The following is a 19,003-nucleotide window of genomic DNA, read 5'->3' on the forward strand; positions in this document are numbered from 1 at the left end:
TCCTGGGATGCGTTCCCCGAGGCAACATGGACTCGAAATCCATGCCTGGGCCTTGGAAGGAGCGATCGACCCTTCCTGGGTTTCCTCGGGGACCTAGATTGGTAGATATGAGAAAGGTGCCTCGCTGGGCCGTCCTCCTCCTCGCGGTCGGGATCGGGGCGGTGATCCTGAGGCTGCTGGTCTTCCGGGGGGCAGGCCTGGAAGTGAAGGTCGCCCGCGTCGAGATGGGGTCGGTGGAGGAGATCATCACCAACACCCGGGCCGGCACGGTCAAGGCCCACCACCGCGCCAAGCTGTCGCCGCAGCTGGGTGGGCTCGTGACCGCCCTGCCCCACCGGAAGGGCAGCTGGGTGACCGCGGGGGACCTTCTCCTTCAGCTCGACGATTCGGTCCAGCGGGCCCAGTTGCGCCTCGCGGAACAACAGGTCCGCACCGCCGAGGCCCGGACGCAGGAGGCCTGCCTCGCGGCCGACCTCGCCGAGAAGGAACTTTCCCGGGGCCTGGCCCTCGCGCGGGATGGCGTCCTCAGCCCGCAGAACCTCGATGTCCTCCAGAGCACCCGGGACCGCACCGCCGCCACCTGCCAAGCCCTGCGCGCCACCCTGGACGAGGCTCGGGCCCAGGTGCGGCTGGCCAACGCCCAGCTTGCCCTCACCGAGGTCAGGGCTCCCTTCTCCGGAATCGTGGCGGAGTGTTCCGGCGAGGTGGGCGAATGGATCACACCCTCGCCCCCGGGCATTCCCATCCCTGCCGTCCTGGATCTCCTCGATCCAGCTTCCCTCTACATCAGCGCCCCCATCGACGAGGTCGACTCCCAGCGGGTCAAGGTCGGGCAGCCCGCCCGGATCACCATCGACTCCCGCCCCGGCGAAAAGCTGGCGGGCCGCCTCGACCGGGTGGCGCCCTTCGTCCTGGATGTGCAGGAGCAGAACCGCACGGTGGAAATCGAGGTCGTCCTGGTGGATCCGCGCCTGGCGCAGGGCTTCCTGCCCGGCACCTCCAGCGATGTCGAAGTGATCCTGGCCCGGCGGGACGGAGTGCTCCGCGTTCCCACCTCCGCCATCGCCGAAGGCGGGAAGGTGCTCGTGCTGGAGGGCGGCCGCCTGGTGGAGCGGACGGTGCAGACCGGCCTCCGCAACTGGCAGTTCACGGAAATCCTGTCGGGCCTCGCGTCGGGCGAACGGGTGGTCACCGCGCGGGACTCCGCGGAGATCCGGCCCGGCGCCAGGGCCCATGCTCAGGATCGGGCCCATGAACAGGGTCGGGAGGGGCCATGATCGGCCTCCAGGGCGTGTGGCGCACCTACCCAATGGGGGAGGGCGTGGTCCACGCCCTGCGGGATGTCAGCCTGAGCATCGCCGCGGGTGAGTACGTCGCCCTGATCGGCCCCTCGGGCTCCGGCAAGTCCACGCTGCTGCACATCCTGGGCTGCCTGGACCGCCCCACCCAGGGCCGCTACAGCTTCGAGGGCCGGGAGGTGGGCTCCCTGCCGGACGGGGAGCGGTCCCTGCTTCGGCGGAACCGGATCGGCTTCGTCTTCCAGTTCTTCCACCTGCTCCCCCGGCTCACCGCGCAGGGCAATGTGGAGCTGCCCATGCTGTTCGGCGGGATCGCCCGGGACGAACGGCGGGAGCGGGCGACCCGGGCTCTCGCGTCGGTGGGCCTCCTGCCCCGGGCGGGCCACCGGCCGGACCAGCTCTCGGGAGGGGAGCGCCAGCGGGCGGCCATCGCCCGGGCCGTGGTCATGAACCCCGCGGTCCTGCTCGCGGACGAACCCACGGGCAACCTGGACCGCGCTTCGGCCCAGGAGGTGATGGGCGTGCTCGAGGCCATGAACAGGCAGGGACTGACCTTGGTGGTGGTCACCCACGATCCGGTCCTCGCCGGCCACGCGCAACGGGTCGTCCATCTCACGGATGGGGCATTGTCGGGCCCGCCGGAAGTCCTCACGTCCACGGTGGAGGCCTAGGGTGGCCCTCCTGGATCTGCTCGGCTTTGCGATCGGGGCCCTCCGGGGCCACCGGCTCCGGACCGCGCTCTCGGTCGCGGGCGTGGCCATCGGGATCGCCTCTGTCCTCACGCTCACGGCCCTGGGCGAAGGCGCCCGTCGCTACATCGTGGACGAGTTCGCCGCCCTCGGATCGAACCTGATCATCGTCCTGCCCGGGAAGGTGGAAACCACGGGGGGCGTGCCGTTCGGAGGAGTCACGCACGACCTCACCCTGGAGGACCACGGCGCCCTGGCCCGCCTGGACCGCCTGCGCCGCACGGCGCCCATCGTAGTGGCTACCGAGACACTGCGCTTCCAGGGCCTGGGCCGCGCGGTCCCGGTCCTCGGGACCACGGCCGAATACCTTGAGATCCGCCGTCTTAAGCTGGCCTCCGGCAGCTTCCTGCCGCCCGGGGATTCGGACCGGGCGGGCACCGAGATCGTCCTGGGGACGCGCGCCGCCCAGGAGCTGTTCCGCGGGGAGAATCCCCTGGGCCAGATGGTCCGCGTCGGGCCCGCCCGCTTCCATGTGGTCGGGGTCCTGGCACCGCGCGGTCCTTCGGTGCTCGGGTTCGACCTGGACGAAGCGGCGTTCGTCCCCGTGAAGACGGCCATGCGCCTGTTCAACCGCACCAGCCTGTTCCGCATCGTGGCCGAGGTGCGGATCTTCGCGGACATGGACCAGGCCAAGGCCGAAGCGCTCGCCCTCCTGAAGGAGCGGCATCGGGCGGAGGATGTCACGGTCTACACCCAGGACGCCATGGTGTCCTCCTTTTCCGCCATCCTCGGCGCCCTGACCCTGACTCTCGCGGGCATCGCCTCGGTCTCCCTGGTCGTGGCGGGCGTGGGGATCATGAACGTCATGCTCGTGTCCGTGACCGAGCGGCGCGCGGAGATCGGCCTGCTCAAGGCCCTGGGCGCGGCGGAACCCCAGATCCTCCTGGCCTTCCTCGCCGAAGCCACGATCCTGGCGGCCCTGGGCGGCCTGCTCGGGCTGGCGGTGGGAGCCTTCGGCGTGCGGCTCCTGGGGCTGATCTATCCAGACTTCCCGGCCGCGATCCCCCCGTGGGCGGTGGCCGCTTCCCTGAGCCTCTCCTTCCTGGTCGGCGTGGGCTTCGGCGTGTGGCCGGCCCGACGGGCGACTCGGCTAGACCCGGTCGCGGCCCTGGCGAGGCGGTGAGCATGGCCGCCCCTTCGTCCGAGCTCTTCCGCTTCGTCCTCGGGGCCGTGGCGGGGCACCGGCTCAGATCCTCGCTCTCCGTGCTCGGCGTGGGCATCGGCGTCGCGGCGGTGGTGCTGCTCTCCTCGCTGGGGGAGGGCACGCGCCAGTACATCGTGTCCCAGTTCAGCCAGTTCGGCACCAATCTCATGGCGATCAATCCCGGCAAGGTGAAGACCATGGGCATCCCAGGGGTGTTCGGCGGTACCACCCACCAGCTCACCCCCGAAGACGCGGGGTCCCTCCGCCGCCTGCCCGGTGTCGACGCCATGATCCCGGTAGCGATGGGCCAGGGACGGGTGGAGTTCGGCGGTCGGGGGCGCAGCGTCTACATCTACGGTGTCAACCATGAGCTGCCCCGGGTGTGGGGCGTCGGCACGGCCCAGGGCAGCTTCCTCCCTCCGCTGGACTCGGGGAGACGGGCCTCCCTCACCGTCCTGGGCCCGAAGCTCGCCCGCGAGATCTTCGGGACGGCCTCGCCCCTTGGTCAGCGGGTCCGCATCGGCTCCGAGAGCCTGGTCGTCATCGGGGTCATGGAGCCCAAGGGCCAGCTGCTCGGCTTCGATCTGGATGATACGGCCTACATCCCCGTGGGCACCGCCATGGGCCTGTTCAATCTGTCCGAACTCCAGGAGATCGACCTGCTCGCGTCCAGCAGTGAGGGGATCCCCGCGCTCGTGGCGCAGGTCCGAGCGGCCCTCATGGCCCGGCACCGCGGCGAGGAGGACTTCACCATCACCACGCAGACTGAAATGCTGGACGTCTTCGGGCGCGTGATCGGCATCGTGACCCTGGCGGTCACCGCCATCGCCGGGATTTCGCTGGTGGTGGGGGCGGTCGGCATCCTGACGGTGATGTGGATCTCGGTGCACGAGCGCACGGCCGAGATCGGGCTCCTGCGGGCCCTGGGCGTGGAGGGTTCGACCGTGCAGGCCCTCTTCCTCCTCGAGGCGATCCTGCTGGCGGCCGGGGGAGGCGTGGCGGGGCTGGCCTTCGGGCTGCTGGTGCAGGCGCTCCTCAGGCTGATCGTGCCGGGCCTGCCCCTCGCGACGCCTCCGGAAGCGGTGGTCGCCGCCCTGGTGATGACCTTGGGAGTGGGCGCCGCCGCCGGGGTGCTCCCGGCGCGGAAGGCCGCCTCCCTGGATCCCATCGAGGCCCTGCGAGCGGAGTAGTCCCCGCGCCGGCGCGCGCTCTGATCCACCGCTTCCAGGCGGCGCCGAGCGTCCCCAGCCGCCCGGTAGAATCGGGCGATGCCTGGCCTCCCCGAAGCCCTCCGCGCCCTGCGCTACCGCAACTACCGCCTCTTCTTCTCGGGCCAGCTGATCTCACTCATCGGCACCTGGATGCAGACCGTGGCCCAGTCCTGGCTGGTGTACCGGCTCACGGGCCAGGCCACCATGCTGGGCTTCGTGGCCTTCGCCGGGCAGATCCCGGTGTTCCTCCTGGCCACGGTGGGCGGCCTGGCCGCCGACCACATGAAGCCCCACAGGCTGATCGTCATCACCCAGAGCGCCTCCATGGGCCTGACGCTCATCCTCGCCCTCCTGACGCTCACGGGCCACGTCCACCTGTGGCACATCATCGCCACCTCGCTGCTGCTGGGCATCGTGAACGCCTTCGACATCCCGGCCCGCCAGGTCTTCGTGGCCCAGACCGTCGGGCGGACCGACCTGATGAACGCCATCGCCCTGAACTCCTCCATGTTCAACGGCGCGCGCATCCTGGGCCCCGCCGTGGCCGGCGTGCTGGTGGCCTCCGTGGGGGAGGGCTGGTGCTTCCTCATCAACAGCGTGAGCTACCTCGCGGTCATCGCCGGGCTGCTGGCGATGCACCTCGAGCCCGCCCCCAGCCGGCCCGCGCCAAGCGGCCACTCGATCCTCGAAGGGTTCCGCTACGTGCGCCGGACCCGCCCGGTCCGGGACCTCCTCCTGCTGCTGGGCCTGATCAGCCTCCTGGGGATGCCCTACAGCGTGCTCATGCCCATCTTCGCGGGCCAGATCCTCCACGGCGGGGCCAGAGCCCTGGGCACCCTCATGGGCGCTTCCGGAGTAGGCGCCCTGGCGGGGGCCGTGACCCTGGCGCTGCGGCCCAGCCCGAAGGGCCTCGGCACCTGGATCGCCGCCTGCGCGTCCGGCTTCGGCGCGGCCCTCATCGCCTTCTCGCTGTCGCGGACCTTCCCGCTCTCCGTGCTCCTCATGCTGCCCGTGGGCTTCGGCATGATCGTGCAGATGGCCTCCAGCAACACCCTCATCCAGATGATGGTCCCGGATGCCCTCCGGGGCCGGGTCATGTCCGTCTACTCGATGATGTTCATGGGCATGGCCCCCATCGGCGCGCTGCTCGGCGGCACCCTGGCGCACCACCTCGGGGCCCCCCTCACCGTGGCCCTGGGCGGCGCCGGCTGCTTCCTGGGCGGCCTGGTGTTCGCGCTGCGCTTGCCGGCCTGGCGGCAGAGCGCCCGGACGCTGTTCCACGCCCAGGAGGCCGCGCGGAACGGGCGCTGAGGCGTCCTGGGCCGCAGGGCCCTGAATGGCCGTCAGGTGGTCGCCACCAGCAGTTCCTCGGCGGGATTGGGGAGACGGAGACCGTCGGTGCGGCCCGCGAAGTAGCGCTGGGCCAGGGTGCCGGAGGACACGTGCCGCGCCTCGCGGAAGCCGGCTTCGCGGGCGAGGGCCACCAGCTCCGACGGGTCGAAGAAGCTGAGGAAGGGCGTGCCGCTGGCCCGGGCGCCTTCCATGGCCCGCGCCATGCCGGGGCGCACCTCGGGATCGGCCATATCGAGGGGCACCAGGAAGGACATCACCAGCGTGGAGCCTGGCGCCAGGGCCGCGACCCGGCCCAGCGTGGCCGCCACCGCCTCCCGGGTGAGGTACATGCTCACGCCCGTGGAGGCCACCACCGCCGGGCCCGCCGGGTCGAAGCCCGCCGCCGCCAGCCGCTCCCACTCGCCGTCGCCGGCCTCGAAGTCCACGGGCACGAGCCGCAGCCAGGCCGGGAGGCCGTAGCCCAGATCCACCAGCCGCTGACGCTTCCAGGCCTGGGGCCCGGGCTGGTCCACCTCGAAGACCGTCATGCGGGCAGCGAGGTCGGCCCGGCGCTGGGCGAAGGTGTCCAGCCCCGCGCCCAAAAGCACATATTGAGCGACACCCCGGGCGGCCTGTTCCTCCACGCAGTCCTCGATGAACCGCGCCCGCGCCACGATGGACGCCCGGAAGGGCCGCGTGAACGGCGCCATATCCGGCCGTTCCCGCCACCCCGCCTCTGGCGCCGCCAGCCGCAGCCCCACCTCGTCCCGGAACACCGGCGGCGGCGCGTCCACCTCCAGATGCAGCGCCCGCCACAAGGCCACCCGAACCGCCGTACTGTCCGGTGAAGCCACCGATTCCTCGCGCACCAGGCCCCCGAAAGAACCCTCATCATAGGCCCGTCTAGAGGGGCCGGAGCTGATCCTCCAGGGACCGCGTCTTGTCGGTGACCTCGTCCCCCGTGTGCCGGGTCGTCTTGCGTTCCAGCAGCATGACGAGACACTCCTCGTCTGCGATGGGATTGTGCCGGACGCCTTTGGGCACCACGTAGAACTCCCCCGGGCCCACGCGGACCGTCTTGTCCTCCATTTCCAGGGTCAGCACGCCGGCCAGCACATAGAACAGCTCGTCCTCGTGTTCGTGGGCGTGCCAGGCCAGGCGGCCGTGCAGCCGCGCCACCTTGACGTAGGCCTCATCCACTTCGCCGATGACCCTCGGGGACCACAGCTCCGTGAGCGATTGCGCGGCCCGGAGGGGAGAGATCGCCTGATCCATGAGCACCTCGAAAACGGAGGAAAGGGATGGGCCCTTAAATTTGATTCGGGGCCTCGAGCGGGATGCCCGTCCGTTGACTCACCTTGGCCGCCACCTGGATGGCCCGTTCCAGGGTGAAGGCGCCGAAGGCATGTTCACCAAGATAGAGCTCGAATCCATCGCGGCCCACCAGGGCGATGTGCCAGTTGGAGGGTCGGGTGTATCGCCCGACCCGGATGTTCCGGAATTCCCCCGGGGCCTTCTCCCAGGCCACGCGGCCGTACAGGTTCTTCTTGTGGAACCGGACCGTCTTCCGGAGGCCCGACACCGTCAGCCATTGATCCGCCGTGGCGCTGTAGACACTCGAATAGACCAGCATCAGGCCGAACACCCCCACGACCACCAACATCCAGGTTTGGGAGCGGCCCAAGAGGTACAGGTAGCGAACCAGCCAAAGCAGGGCCACTCCCGGGATCAGGGTCGCCACCGCCCACCGGCGGCCCCTGAAGCGAAAGGTGACTTCCTCAGGCGATTCTTCGGCCAGCACCATGATCGGCGGGTTTTCCCTCATTCAGACCTCCAGCCGGTCGGAGTCGCGGACCAGGAACCTACACCACACATGAAGCGAACCGGCCCCGCCTGCGCTGAGGCGCTGAAGCGCTGAGCGAAGCCAGCAAGAGGTCAGGCTCACCGCGGCATCAGCGCGAATACACCCCAGCCCAGGTATTCACGCGTGTAAGCAGCGTAGCGCTCGGGTTCCGAGGTCAGTTTGGCTCGAACATCCTTCGCGAACTCGTCATTGGGATTGGCTTCAAGCCATCGGCGCATGGTGAGCCATTGAGCCGCCTCGTATCTGTCCCAGCCGTCTTGATCCGTGAGAACCATTTCAACGACGTCATAGCCAAGGTGGCCGAAAGACGCGAGAAGATCCGGGAGCAGGAGAAAATCCGAGATCGCGTTGGCAAGACACCCCTTGGCCACATCCCCGGTCTGAGGTAGCTGCCGCCAGTAGGGCTCACCGATGAGGATGATCCCTCCGGTGCGCAGGCTCCTTGCCAGAAGCTCGATCGTGCCGGCGACGCCCCCGCCGATCCAGGTGGCACCGACACAGGCGGCCACGCCGACCTTCTCATCCGAGACATAACCGGAAGCATCGCCATGGATGAACTGGACTCGATCGGCGACGCCGAGTTCTTCAGCCCGGCGTTTCGCTTGCTCGGTGAACAGCTGGCTCAGGTCGATGCCGAAGCCGACGATGCCGTGGTCGCGTGCCCAGGTGCATAGCATCTCCCCCGAACCGCTACCGAGGTCGAGCACTCGGGCCCCCGATTCCAGGCGCAGCGCAACGCCGAGCGTGGCCAGTTTTTCCGGTGTGAACGGGTTATGGATGCGATGAGCGCTTTCGGTGATGTTGAAGATCCTTGGAATGTCCATTCCGGGAAATCTCCGTATGGGTGTGAGTGGACACTGTCGCGGCCTGACGAAGGAAGCTAACCGCCCCCCCCCTGCACCGAGGCGGCGAGCGGAGCCGAGAAAGCGAGACGTTGCCGGAGAGCGGAAGGCAAGGCAAGCAGTGTCCGAGTTGAGCGGACGGTTAGGTTTCAAGGGCGATCATGTTCGATTTTCCGCAATAGGACATGGATGGTGGACAAGTAAAAGTAAAACATCCAGCTCAGCCAGAGGTTGGTGTCATAGGATGTTTTCTGTTTCTCGTTGTGATGTCTGATGCCAAAATTATTCGCAATGTTGAAAAGATCATTTTCGTCAGCAGAGGATAGAAGGGATTTCACTTTAGGTCTGAGATATTCAAGAACATCGGCTAGATCGCGCACTGCTTGACGGCGATCGTCGATAGTCGACCGGTGCCTGCGATAGCGCAAGACAGCTGATTCAACTCTATCCACGATATTGCTATCGCTAGATGGTACATCGGCATCAAAAATCGGTTCGAAGCCAGCCTCGGCTTGTTGCAAGATTTCACCCGATTTGGATAATTCGAAGTGACCTGAGTGATGTGTGAGCAGTTCGTTTACTCGGGTTCTGTACTCAGATTGACCGTCTGCTTTATTGAAGGTTTCCCAGTGCATCCCACAGTTATTATAGTTGTGTAAATTGCCATCAACAGGCTTCGAGACGTGCTGAAAAAGAAATTCGATCATGTCGAATAAATCATCTTCGTTGTAACAAACAAAGGCTTCATCGATAGGCCATAAGTCATGTTTCCTAAGTGCGAGAAGGATGGCTAACTTGATATCCCGAATCTTCCCAGGGCAATAGCCTAGATCCACACAAACGAACCCAAAGGCCTCAGTGAAGAAACCTTCTTCAGCCATCTGTAAGTACACACGTACAAATATATTGACCAAGTCATGGAGGGGCAGACCTTCCTTGTTAGGATTACTGCCTTTTCTCTGAGAGTAGTAGGAGTGAGTCATGTTGATATGAAACCTAACTTTGAATTAGACGAATCACCGTAATGCAACGGTGGCCAACGATCCGTCAGGGTTTCTTGGCAAGCATCATCGACCAGAACCTACGAGTTGTCCATCCTTCACCGACATTCATCATCTTTTATCGGTGTTCATCTGTGTTCATCGGTGGCTAATATTCCTTTTCATTTCCCAGGATTCGCCGGCGCATCCCGTTTGTACCACTGCGCCTGCCCATAGACGGGCCGAACCTTCTGTTCCAAAGCTTCCAGCTGAGCCAAGTTCAGTGGCAAGAACTCCCCCGCGATGCGGACGTTCTCTTCGAGCTGGGCGATGTTGTCCACGCCGATGATGATGGTGCTGACGGGGTGGCTCAGGGCGTAGCGCATGGCCTCCTTGATGGTGAGGGTGCCGGGGCGGTCGTGCTTGGCGGGGCCGCGCTGCTTCTCGGGGGGTGGAGGCTGGACGCCGGCGAGGAGGCGGCCGCGGGCGGGGATCTTCATGCCGATGATGCCCATCTCCTTCTCCACGGCCAGGGGCAGCAAGGTCTTCTTGAAGGGCAGGTGCCAGGTGTCGGCGGCGTTGAAGGCCATGAGCACGGTGTCGAAGGGAAAGCGGCGGATGGCCTCGGCCAGCACGTCCGGGTCCGTATGGCCGCTGAGGCCCAGGAAGCGCACCAGCTTCTGGTCGCGCGCCTTCTGGAAGGCCTCCAGGGCGCCGCCCTTCGCGCAGACGCGCTCGACATCGTCCATGGTGCTCATGGCGTGGAGCTGCCAGAGGTCCACGTGATCCGTCTGGAGCAGCTTGAGCGAGGTCTCCAGCAGCCGCAGCGAGCCGTCCGCCGTGCGGTCGTGGGTCTTGGTGGCGAGGAAGGCCTCGGCCCGCCGCCGCTTCATCACCTGCCCGAAGTACTGTTCGCTCCAGCGGGCCTCGCCGCCGTAGCGGGCGGAGGTGTCGCAGTAGTTCACGCCCAGGTCCAGGGCCCGCTCGATGAGGGGGATGGCCACTTTCTCATTGTGGGGCTTCTCGATGGACGCCTGGCCGCCGAGGCTGAAGATCCCCACCTTGTGCCCCGTGCGCCCCAGGTTGCGGGTGGGCATGGCCTCGGCGGTGGCGGGGTTGAAGGGCGCGTGGGGCGTGGGATGGTGGATCACGGGCTCCGCGCCCGCGACGGCCTCTACTGCCGCGAGGCGGGTGGCGACGAGGCCCGCCGCGGCGGCGGCCCCCAGCTTGAACAGATCGCGTCGGGTGGTGCCGGCCTCGGACATGGCGTCCTCCGTAGGATTCAGGATCTCGTCAGCATTATCGCGCTAGGAAGGTCTCCAGGTGCGCCAGCGCTTCATCAACGGCCCCGTAGGTCCGGAAGGCGACGCCCTCTTGGCGGATGCCCGTGAGCATCTTGCTGACACGGACGCCTTCGCGGGCCAGGCAGAGCACGGGTTTGCCGCGCTCCAGGGCATAGGCGATCTCGAAGCCCACGCCGTGGGAGGGCGTGCTCACCTCGGCGATGACAACCTCGCTGGCGCGGAGCCAGGCGGTGTCGCGCTCGTAGACGGCCTCAGGCGACAGGCCGCCGTCCGCGGCCATGGCGGATGCGTCGGCCAAGTGCGCCGTCAGCACGCGGTGGCCCAGGGTCTCCATGCGGTCCACCAGGGCCGCCACCACGGGCTGGTCCTGGCGTCCGCCGGTAAGGGAACACGAAAGATACAGATCCACCTGTCGCCTCTTGAACAGAAAGTGTGATCCACAGATTCACACAACCTCGTGATCGGGGGAACGTCAGCCGGAAGAGGAAGCGCGCGAATGGGGACCGGCCCAGCACGGACACCTCTTCACGGGTCTGCCGAACAAAAAAAGCATTTCGCCACCGATTTCAGTGATTTCGCTGATCAAACCCCGGCTGTTTCCCGCATGGGCCGGCCGAAGGCCGCTTCCGGCTTCGCCGGAAGTCATGGGGGGGCGTCAGGGTCGGGGCCTTCCAAGGGGCCGCGGCCCTGGCGCCCCCCATGGAGCCCATGCTGCGTTGGGACAGCGGCCTGTCTTTCCATCTTTTCAATCACTGGAATCACTGAAATCGGTGGCGAAAAGGCCCTCGGCGTTCGTATTCCCCAGTCCAGGTACCCGGCGCTTCAGTGTCCGAGGAGCTCGTCCGCCAGGTAGCCACCGCCCATGACCTTCCGCAGGGCCTCGAGGATGGCGCGCGCGTCCGTGGCCACGGCGCGCTTGGTGTCGGGGTCGTAGACGTAGTAGCCGCCCTGCCCTTCGAACACGCTGTCGAAGTTGATGCCCACGAACTCACCCTTCACGTTCACCACGGGGCTGCCGCTGTTGCCGCCCACGGTGTCGCAGGCGTAGATGAAGTTGAAGGGGGTCGCCAGATCCAGCTTGGACTGCCGCTTGAGCCAGCGCTCCGGCAAGGTCCAGGCTCCGCCCTCGGCTGCCGCGGCATTGCCGCCCCAACCCAGGTGCCGGTCGTACATCCCCATGAAGGTGGTGAAAGGCTGGGCCAGCGTGCCGGTGCCGTTGGCGTAGGTAGCCACGGGGCCGTAGCCCAGCCGAAGCGTGAAGGTGGCGTCCGGATAGACGGCCCGGCCGAAAACCTTGAAGCGGGCCTCGGCGATGCGCCCGCCCTGCTCGTTGAAGACGCCAGTGACCTCGGCCTCCAGCCGCGTGTGGATGGCGCGGCCGAAGGGATCGACCTTCCTCGCCAGGAGGATCATGGGGTCCGTGCTGGCGTCGATCGCGGCCTTGCCGCCTTCGGCCAGCGCCTTCCGCACGGCGGGATCATCCAGCTTCGTGCCCTCCACGGCCGCCTTGGCCACAGCTTCCGGCGTCTGGCCCCCCAGCAGGGCCTTCACGAAGGGATGTTCCGCGCCCAGTTCCTCCTGGGCTTCCCGCAGCCCCGCCGCCAGCAGTGTGGCGTCGATGGGTTTCCGCACAGGCCGGGGCGAGAGGAGCTGCGCCCGCGTGGCCTTGAGGTTGCCCTCGCTGAACTCGCTGAGCCGCTGGGCCGAGGGCTTGGCCAGCTCGTCCGCCAGCCGCACCAGGGTGAGGGCGTGACGCAGGGTGGCCACCCGGCCCACCAGGGTCCCGCGGCCGCTGTCGAGGTAGGTGGCCTCCTTCAGCAGCGCTTTCTGCCGTTCCACGGCCTGGGCCACCCGGTCCCAGCTTTCGCCCACGCGGGCCTGCAGGCCGGGATCCTTGGCCACGGCGGCCTTCAGGGCGGCTTCGGCCGCCGCCACCTTCTTCAGGTTCTCCGGCTTGGCCAGACCCAGCAGCTGGCCGCTGAGCCGCTTGTGCCCGTTCTGGAGGCCATAGATGGACTCGGCGGCGAGGCGGTGCGCCTCGGGCGACGTGGCCGAATACGCCTGGAGGGCCTGCTCCTGGCGCTCCAGGGTACGGAGCTGGAAGGGGATGCCGAGGTCGCGGGCGTAAGCCATCTGGGCGTAGGTCTGCTGGCGGTAGGTGATGCCCGGATGCCCCGAGATGAAGGTCAGCTCGCCCATGGCCACGCCCTTGGCGCTGAAGGGCAGGATGGCGTCGGGCCGGTAGGGCTTCCCGTCCTCGTAGACGCGGAACAGGGAGAAATCCAGGTTGTGGCGGGGATAGGTGTAGTTGTCGGGATCGCCGCCAAAGGCCGCCACCTGGAGCTCCGGGGCCGCGACGAGCCGCACATCGCTGAACTTCTTGTAGCGGTAGAGCCAGTACTCGCCGCCCTGGTAGAGAGTGACCGGCTCGCAGGTGAGGCCGGTCTTCGCCTCCTCGGTCCGGCGGAGATCCGCCAGGGCGTTGAGCCTGGCCGCCAGGGCCTCCTGGTCCGCCATGCCGGGCTTCACGGCGCCGTTCACCCGCATCGTCACGTCCTTCATGGAGACGAGCATCATCAGCTCCAGGCCCGGCACCTGGATCTCCTGGCTCCGCCGGGCGGCGGTGAAGCCGTTCTGCACCAGGTCGGTCTGCGCCGTGGACACCTGGGCGATGGCGCCCCGGCCCACATGGTGGTTGGTCACCACCAGCCCGTCGCGGCTCACGAAGGCCCCCGTGCCGCCGGGGAAGCGCACCGTGGCGAGTTGCAGGTTCTTCAGCCAGGTCGCGTCCAGATCCACGCCGTACTTGGCCTTGATCTGCTTCACGGGAATATTGTCGAAGGTCCACATGCCCTCGTCCGCGCGCAGCGCGGGCAGGGCGGCAAGCAGGAGGACGAGAGCGGTGAGGCGCATGGGGACTCCGAAAAGGGGCCCCGAAGGGCCCCTGGCGTTCAGTCGTACAGAATTACTTCCCGGTCAGCTCGGCGGCGAGGTGCGGCGCGTCGTAGATCTTGACCAGCGCTTCGAGGATGGCGCGAGCGTCCACGGAGACGCTGCGGTTCACCTTCTCATCGTAGTAGTAGCGGCCGGCGTTGCCTTCGATGTTGCCGTCGAAGAGGAGGCCCACCAGCTCACCCTTGCGGTTCACCACGGGGCTGCCGGAGTTGCCGCCGGTGGTGTCCACGGCGTGGGAGAAGTTGAGGGGCGTCCGGAGGTCCAGCTTGCCCATGCGGTCCAGCCAGCGCTGAGGCAGACGCCAGTCGGTGTAGTCTTTCGCCTCGTTGCCGCCCCAGCCGAAGTGGCGATCGTAGAGGCCGGCCCAGGTGGTGAAGGGCTGCTGGAGTGTGCCGTTGGCCGGATAGGTGGCCACGGCCCCGTAGGTGATGCGCAGGGTCCCCGTGGCGTCCGGTGGCAGGGCCTTGCCGTAGACGGCGAAGCGGGCCTTGGCGATACGAGCGCCGTGCTCTTCCAGGATGGCCCTCACGTCGTCCTGCTTCTTCCGCAGGCCGAGCAGGATGGGCTCGAGCTTGCGGGCCAGCACGATCATGGGATCGCCACTCTCGGTCACGGCCTTCTTTCCGCCCTCGATCAGGGCTTTGCGCACGGCCGGATCATTCAGCTTCGTGCCTTCCACGGCGGCCTTGGCCACGTCTGCGGGCTTCTTGCCGCCCAAGATCGCGACAACGAAGGGATGCTGGGGGCCCAGTTCGCGAGCCGCATCTTCAAGGCCGCGCGTAAAGAGAAGGGTTTCCAATTCGGGGTTGGCACCCTGCCCCATCATGCCCATGGCGGGTCCACTGAGGCGGGTCTTCAGGACCTTGAGGCCGCCCTCGGACCGGTACTCCGTCAGGCGCTTCTCCACGGGAAGCTCCTGCTGCTCGGCGAGACGCACCAAGGCCAGGGCCTGACCCAACGTCGTGGAACGGGCCGAGCCGACCGAACGGGCCTCCTTGAGCAAACCCTTCTGAAGTTGGGTGGCCTGTTCGATGCGCGCCCAGCTCTTGCCGGTGCTTGCGGTCAGCTTGGGATCCTTCGCCACGGCGGCTTTCAGGGCCTTCTCCGCGTCCTCGATGCGCTTCATGGCCTCGGCATCTTTCAGGCCGGCCAGAGAACCCTCGTTGGCCTTGGAACCGTTGTTCACACCCAGGATCAGGGTCTGGACCTGCCGGGCATGCTCGGCGTCACGCTTGCCGTATTCCTCGAGGATGGCGCGGGTGCGGTCGGCGTTCCGCAGATAAGCGGGAATGCCGAAATCCCGGTCGTATTTCATCTGGGCGAAGGTCTGGAGGCGGCTGGTGCGGCCGGGGTGGCCCACCACGAAGGTGAGATCGCCCATCTTCAGGCCCTCGGTGCTCCAGGTCAGGTGGTGGGCGGGGTGGTAGGGCTTGCCGTTCTCGTAGACGCGAACCATGGAGAAGTCCAGGTCATGGCGGGGGTAGGTGAAGTTGTCGTAGTCCCCCCCGAAGGCCGCCACGGCGATCTCGGGGGCGGCCACCAGACGGATGTCCTTGAAGGTCTTGAAGCCGTACATCCAGGTCTCGCCCCCCTGGTAGAGGTTCACCACGTCGTAGGTGAGGCCACTGGCCTTCTCCAACTCTGCCTTGATGGCATCCAGCTCCTTGGCCCGGGCCGCGGCAGCGGCCTTCTCGCCGAGACCGGGCTTGACGGCCTTCGCCACGCGCTCCGTCACGTTCTCCATGGCCATGAGGGTGCGGTAGGTGAGGCCGGGGAGCTTGATCTCCTGGTCCCGCGTGGCCGCCACGAACCCATCCTTCACCAGGTCGCGGTCCTTGGTGGACAGGCGCTGGAGAGAACCCCGGGTGCAGTGATGGTTGGTGAGCACCAGACCATCCGCGCTCACGAAGGAACCGGTGCAGCCGCCCAGGGTGAGGGTGGAGAGGCGGACGTGGTCGATCCAATCCTTCCCCGGCTCGAAGGCGTACTTCTCCTTGAGCTGCTTCAGTGGCAGGTTGTCGAAGGTCCACATGCCGTCTTCGGCACGGAGGATGGGCAGTGCGAGCAGGAGGGCGAGGGCAGAGAGGCGTCGCATGAGAACTCCAAAAAGAACATCAAGAATGGGAACCGCAGATGACGCAGATGGCCGCAGATAAAAGATCTCTTTTCATCTGCGCCATCTGCGCCATCTGCGGTTAAAAAATCATTTCCCGGTCAGCTCGGCCACGAGGCTGGAAGCGCCGTAGACCTTGTCCAGGGCATGCACGATGGCCCGGGCGTCCACGGAAACACCGCGATTGGCGGTGTCGTCATAGAAGTAGTTGCCGGGCAGCATGTCGATGTCGCCGTCAAAGATGAGGCCCACCAGCTCGCCCTTGCGGTCCACCACGGGGGAGCCTGAATTGCCACCGATGATGTCGACTTTGTGGACGAAGTTGAAGGGCATGCTCGGATCAAGGGCGCCGCGCTTGTCGAGCCAGCGCTGGGGCAGGCGCCAGGCGCCATCGTGGGCCCCGGCGGCGTTGCCGCCCCAGCCGTCATACCGGTCGTAGAGGCCGCCAAAGGTCGTGAAGGGCTGGATCAGGGTGCCGTTGGCGGGGAACTCCGCCACGGGACCATAGGTGAGGCGCATGGTGAAGGTCGCATCCGGGTAGGTGCCCTTGCCGTAGACCGCGAAGCGGGCCTTGGCGATGCGCGCGCTGTGCTCGGTGATCACGCTTTGGACCTGCTCTTCCTGCTTTCTGCGGAGGGTGCGCCCGATGGGGTCCAGTTTCTTCGCCAGGAGGATCATCGGATCCTGGCTTTCGGCAATGGCCTTCCTGCCGCCGGCCAGGAGGGCCTTGCGGACTTCCGGATCCCCGAGCTTCGACCCAGTCACCGCGGCCTTGGCGACATCGGCTGCGGACTTGCCCCCGAGCATCGCCTTCACGAAGGGGTGCTGGGGCCCCAGTTGCTTGGCAGCCTCGGCGAGCCCGCGGGTGAAGACGAAAACCTCCTGCTCCTGGTAGTAGGGGGCGGGGACGCCCAGCCGGGCTTTGGCGGCCTTCAGGTTGGTGTCGCTGTACTCGGGCAGCCGCTTCTCGCTGGGCAGGGATTCCTCGTCCGGAATCCGCACCAGCGACAAGGCGTACCCCAGCAGGGTGGAGTGCGCAGTGCCGACATAGGCGCTGTCCTTGGCCTGGCTTCGGGCCACCTTCAGGGCCGCCTCGATCCGGCCCCAACTGGGCCCGGCCTCGGCCTGAAGCCGTGGATCCTTCGCCACCTTGGCCCGGAAGGCCTTCTCGGCGGCCTCGATGCGGGCCAGAGCCTCCTTGTTCTTCAACCCGGACAAGTAGCCGCCAAGGGCCTTGAGGCTGTTCTCGATCCTGAGGATCTGGGTCCCGACCTGCCGGGCGGCCTCGGGCGAAGTCTTGCCGTACTGCACCAGGACCTCTTTCTGGCGCTCCAGCCCGGCCAGGCGCATGGGGATGGCGAGATCCCGGGAATAGACCATCTGGGCGAAGGTGTCCTGCCGCTTGGTGCTGCCAGGATGCCCGATGACGAAGGTCAGGTCGCCGGCCTTCAGGCCCGTCTGGGTCCATGTCAAGTGCTCGGGGGGCGTGTAGGGTTTGCCGTTCTCGTAGACCCGGAACAGGGTGAAGTCCAGGTTGTGGCGTGGATAGGTGAAGTTGTCGTAGTCTCCGCCGAACAGGGCGATCTGGAGCTCAGGCGCGAAGACCAGCCGCACGTCCGTGTGCTTCTTGTAGGAGTAGATCCAGTGCTCTCCCCCCTGGTAGAGCGTCACGTACTCGCAGGTGAGGCCGCTCTTCTCCTGCATCTCCTTCTTGATCTTGTCGATCTCGGCATGGCGGGCCTTCAGAATCTCCTTCTCGGGGGTCCCAGGCTTCACAACTTTGGCCAGGCGATCCGTGATGTTGTCCATGGCCATCAGCGTCATGAGTTCAAGGCCCGGTACCTTGATCTCCTGCTCCCGGGTGGCGGCGGCGAAGCCGTTCTTCACATAGTCCGCCTCCTTGCTGCTCACGCGCTGGAGCCAGCCCCGGCCCACATGCTCGTTGGTGAGCACCAGGCCGTCCCGGCTCACGAAGGAACCGGAGCCCCCAGGAAAACGGAGGACCGAAAGGCGCACGTGATCCAGCCAAGCCTGGTCGGGAGCCCAGCCATAAGTCGACTGGATCTTCTTCGTCGGCAGGTTATCGAAGGTCCACATGCCCTCCTCAGCCCGCACGGGAGCGGAGGCCAGGACGAACGCAAGCAGAGGTAGGATGAGGCGTGGAATTCCGAACGACATGGGTTCTCCAAACATGGGCGAATAACCATCGTATCACTACGTATCCATGCCGAACCCAGCTTCCCGCCCTTGATTCGAGAAGGCCCGGCCCGATCCAATGGACCGGGGGCCCTGCGCAGCCCCAGTGACGCGAATCACTTCACAACCCAGAGGTCTTGAATCATTTATTTTTGAGACTCAATATCACAACCATGACGACCTTCACCTCCCCCCTCCTCTGCCGCCTCCTTCCCGCCTTCCTCCTCGCCGCCTCCCTGTCGGCCCAGGAGAAGAAGGAAGGACCCATCCAGGACAACTCCTTCCTCGTGGAGGAGGCCTACAACCAGGAACCCGGGGTGGTGCAGCACATCAGCACCTTCACCCGCTACCAGGAGAGCAAGGACTGGATCTACACCTTCACTCAGGAGTGGCCCGTAGGTGGACTGGAACACCAGCTCAGCTTCACCCTGCCCTGGCAACGGCTGGGCCTCTCCCTCGATGGGAAGCAGGCCTTCGGGGATGTGGCCCTGAACTACCGCTACCAGTTGGTGGGAGACGGCAATGCGCCCGTGGCCGTGGCGCCGCGGTTCACGGTGCTGCTGCCCACCGGTGACGAGAAGCGGGGCTACGGCAAGGGGGCCACGGGCTTCCAGGTGAACCTGCCCGTGAGCTTCACCGTGGGCAGTGCCTTCGTGGGCCACTTCAATGCCGGGGCCACTCACACGCCTCGAGCCATCAACATGAACGGGGACCGCGCCACCACCCAGGACTTCTTGCTCGGCCAGAGCTTCATCTGGCTGGCGAATCCACGCTTCAACGTGATGCTGGAATACGTCTACACCAACGGCGAAATGGTGACAGGCCCGAATCAGACCGATCGGCAGAGCACGTCCTTCCTTTCCCCCGGCATCCGGTGGGCCTATAACTTCCCGAGCGGGCTCCAGATCGTCCCCGGCCTTGCCCTCCCCATCGGCGTGGGCGCTAGCCGCGGCGAGAAGGCCATCTTCCTCTACCTGAGCTTCGAGCACCCGTTCACGAAAACCAGGTAGCCGCC

16 protein-coding genes are annotated in these 19,003 nt (G+C 66.5%); 6 read left to right on the forward strand and 10 right to left on the reverse strand.

All coding sequences use genetic code 11. The features are described from left to right. Window positions 1-107: 107 nt before the first annotated feature. From NOV74_RS05340 to NOV74_RS05360, 5 genes are all read left to right on the forward strand, one after another. Window positions 108-1,277 carry an efflux RND transporter periplasmic adaptor subunit gene (locus NOV74_RS05340; protein WP_257309933.1) on the forward strand — a complete coding sequence of 390 codons (1,170 nt, stop codon included), beginning with the start codon at window positions 108-110 and terminating at the stop codon, window positions 1,275-1,277. Beyond that, the gene (locus NOV74_RS05345) at window positions 1,274-1,969 is read left to right on the forward strand and encodes an ABC transporter ATP-binding protein (RefSeq protein WP_257309934.1); all 696 of its coding nucleotides are present in this window, start codon (window positions 1,274-1,276) and stop codon (window positions 1,967-1,969) included. The genes NOV74_RS05340 and NOV74_RS05345 overlap by 4 nt, the downstream gene beginning before the upstream one ends. A 1-nt stretch (window position 1,970) precedes the next feature. Next, window positions 1,971-3,170, forward strand: a complete 1,200-nt coding sequence (locus NOV74_RS05350) for an ABC transporter permease (protein ID WP_257309936.1) — start codon at window positions 1,971-1,973, stop codon at window positions 3,168-3,170. A 2-nt stretch (window positions 3,171-3,172) separates the two neighbouring features. Further along, a complete protein-coding gene (locus NOV74_RS05355) occupies window positions 3,173-4,381 on the forward strand; it encodes an ABC transporter permease (RefSeq protein WP_257309937.1) in 1,209 nt (402 codons plus the stop codon). A gap of 78 nt (window positions 4,382-4,459) precedes the next feature. Beyond that, the gene (locus NOV74_RS05360) at window positions 4,460-5,713 is read left to right on the forward strand and encodes an MFS transporter (protein WP_257309938.1); all 1,254 of its coding nucleotides are present in this window, start codon (window positions 4,460-4,462) and stop codon (window positions 5,711-5,713) included. Window positions 5,714-5,745: 32 nt separating this feature from the next. On the opposite strand, the gene NOV74_RS05365 is transcribed toward NOV74_RS05360, so the two are convergent. The 10 genes from NOV74_RS05365 to NOV74_RS05410 form a co-directional block, all read right to left on the reverse strand. Continuing rightward, a complete protein-coding gene (locus tag NOV74_RS05365; protein ID WP_257309939.1) occupies window positions 5,746-6,603 on the reverse strand; it encodes a class I SAM-dependent methyltransferase in 858 nt (285 codons plus the stop codon). A gap of 34 nt (window positions 6,604-6,637) precedes the next feature. Further along, window positions 6,638-7,009, reverse strand: coding sequence for a cupin domain-containing protein (locus NOV74_RS05370; protein WP_257309941.1), 372 nt, complete (start codon window positions 7,007-7,009; stop codon window positions 6,638-6,640). A gap of 34 nt (window positions 7,010-7,043) precedes the next feature. Then, window positions 7,044-7,559 carry a hypothetical protein gene (locus tag NOV74_RS05375; protein WP_257309942.1) on the reverse strand — a complete coding sequence of 172 codons (516 nt, stop codon included), beginning with the start codon at window positions 7,557-7,559 and terminating at the stop codon, window positions 7,044-7,046. A gap of 116 nt (window positions 7,560-7,675) precedes the next feature. Continuing rightward, complete coding sequence (locus NOV74_RS05380; protein WP_257309944.1) at window positions 7,676-8,422, reverse strand: SAM-dependent methyltransferase; 747 nt, start codon at window positions 8,420-8,422, stop codon at window positions 7,676-7,678. A gap of 167 nt (window positions 8,423-8,589) precedes the next feature. Beyond that, window positions 8,590-9,423, reverse strand: a complete 834-nt coding sequence (locus NOV74_RS05385) for a hypothetical protein (RefSeq protein WP_257309946.1) — start codon at window positions 9,421-9,423, stop codon at window positions 8,590-8,592. 179 nt (window positions 9,424-9,602) lie between these two features. Then, entirely contained in the window at window positions 9,603-10,685 is a 1,083-nt protein-coding gene (locus tag NOV74_RS05390; RefSeq protein WP_257309947.1) for an aldo/keto reductase, read from the reverse strand. Window positions 10,686-10,719: 34 nt separating this feature from the next. Then, a complete protein-coding gene (locus NOV74_RS05395) occupies window positions 10,720-11,133 on the reverse strand; it encodes a nucleoside 2-deoxyribosyltransferase (RefSeq protein WP_257309949.1) in 414 nt (137 codons plus the stop codon). A 413-nt stretch (window positions 11,134-11,546) separates the two neighbouring features. Beyond that, window positions 11,547-13,637: a S46 family peptidase gene (locus tag NOV74_RS05400; RefSeq protein WP_257309950.1), complete on the reverse strand. Its 2,091-nt coding sequence runs from the start codon at window positions 13,635-13,637 to the stop codon at window positions 11,547-11,549. A gap of 52 nt (window positions 13,638-13,689) precedes the next feature. Next, the gene (locus NOV74_RS05405) at window positions 13,690-15,774 is read right to left on the reverse strand and encodes a S46 family peptidase (RefSeq protein ID WP_257309952.1); all 2,085 of its coding nucleotides are present in this window, start codon (window positions 15,772-15,774) and stop codon (window positions 13,690-13,692) included. Between the two features lie 108 nt (window positions 15,775-15,882). Further along, window positions 15,883-17,970 carry a S46 family peptidase gene (locus tag NOV74_RS05410; RefSeq protein ID WP_257309953.1) on the reverse strand — a complete coding sequence of 696 codons (2,088 nt, stop codon included), beginning with the start codon at window positions 17,968-17,970 and terminating at the stop codon, window positions 15,883-15,885. A 191-nt stretch (window positions 17,971-18,161) separates the two neighbouring features. Between NOV74_RS05410 and NOV74_RS05415 the strand changes: the two genes are divergently transcribed. Further along, window positions 18,162-18,998, forward strand: coding sequence for a transporter family protein (locus NOV74_RS05415; RefSeq protein WP_257309955.1), 837 nt, complete (start codon window positions 18,162-18,164; stop codon window positions 18,996-18,998). Window positions 18,999-19,003 lie beyond the last annotated feature (5 nt).

The sequence above is a fragment of the Geothrix fuzhouensis genome, from assembly GCF_024609325.1.
Classification (GTDB): Bacteria; Acidobacteriota; Holophagae; order Holophagales; family Holophagaceae; genus Geothrix; species Geothrix fuzhouensis.

Bases quoted from the DNA above. Each gene is read 5' to 3' on its own strand.
- NOV74_RS05360 (WP_257309938.1), top strand. From the start codon at position 4,460: ATGCCTGGCCTCCCCGAAGCCCTCCGCGCCCTGCGCTACCGCAACTAC.
- NOV74_RS05380 (WP_257309944.1), bottom strand. From the start codon at position 8,422: ATGGACATTCCAAGGATCTTCAACATCACCGAAAGCGCTCATCGCATC.
- NOV74_RS05410 (WP_257309953.1), bottom strand. From the start codon at position 17,970: ATGTCGTTCGGAATTCCACGCCTCATCCTACCTCTGCTTGCGTTCGTC.
- NOV74_RS05355 (WP_257309937.1), top strand. From the start codon at position 3,173: ATGGCCGCCCCTTCGTCCGAGCTCTTCCGCTTCGTCCTCGGGGCCGTG.
- NOV74_RS05385 (WP_257309946.1), bottom strand. From the start codon at position 9,423: ATGACTCACTCCTACTACTCTCAGAGAAAAGGCAGTAATCCTAACAAG.
- NOV74_RS05345 (WP_257309934.1), top strand. From the start codon at position 1,274: ATGATCGGCCTCCAGGGCGTGTGGCGCACCTACCCAATGGGGGAGGGC.
- NOV74_RS05340 (WP_257309933.1), top strand. From the start codon at position 108: ATGAGAAAGGTGCCTCGCTGGGCCGTCCTCCTCCTCGCGGTCGGGATC.
- NOV74_RS05390 (WP_257309947.1), bottom strand. From the start codon at position 10,685: ATGTCCGAGGCCGGCACCACCCGACGCGATCTGTTCAAGCTGGGGGCC.
- NOV74_RS05415 (WP_257309955.1), top strand. From the start codon at position 18,162: ATGACGACCTTCACCTCCCCCCTCCTCTGCCGCCTCCTTCCCGCCTTC.
- NOV74_RS05400 (WP_257309950.1), bottom strand. From the start codon at position 13,637: ATGCGCCTCACCGCTCTCGTCCTCCTGCTTGCCGCCCTGCCCGCGCTG.
- NOV74_RS05375 (WP_257309942.1), bottom strand. From the start codon at position 7,559: ATGAGGGAAAACCCGCCGATCATGGTGCTGGCCGAAGAATCGCCTGAG.
- NOV74_RS05370 (WP_257309941.1), bottom strand. From the start codon at position 7,009: ATGGATCAGGCGATCTCTCCCCTCCGGGCCGCGCAATCGCTCACGGAG.
- NOV74_RS05405 (WP_257309952.1), bottom strand. From the start codon at position 15,774: ATGCGACGCCTCTCTGCCCTCGCCCTCCTGCTCGCACTGCCCATCCTC.